This window comes from Pseudomonas sp. E45-MNA-CIBAN-0222 (assembly GCF_040310405.1).
GTDB lineage: Bacteria > Pseudomonadota > Gammaproteobacteria > Pseudomonadales > Pseudomonadaceae > Stutzerimonas > Stutzerimonas stutzeri_AC.
The window spans coordinates 1-263 of the sequence record NZ_JBEOPU010000131.1; the positions used below are offsets into that span (position 1 = coordinate 1).

Below are 263 nucleotides of genomic sequence, written 5' to 3' on the forward strand. Positions count from 1 at the left end.
GCTAACGGCAACAGACAGCATCACTCTTACGATCATTAATGTAGCGCAAGGTAATATGCCTCCTAGCGCTGATGCGGGCTCTGATTTACAAGGTGTTATTGGTGAAACTGTGCAGCTTGATGCCAGCAATAGCAGTGATTCAGATGGTACTATTAACTCATATTCATGGGCACAAATCGATAATGGCTCTCCGGTTATTTCGATAACAGCGCCACAAACTATGACAGCTAGCATTGTCATTCCTGCGCTATCCGCAAATACTG

General features: G+C 44.9%; 1 protein-coding gene. It reads left to right on the forward strand.

The window, feature by feature from the left end:
* Nucleotides 1–263 (forward strand): PKD domain-containing protein (locus AAEZ08_RS23045; RefSeq protein ID WP_500125196.1); only part of this gene is annotated, 263 nt, incomplete at both ends.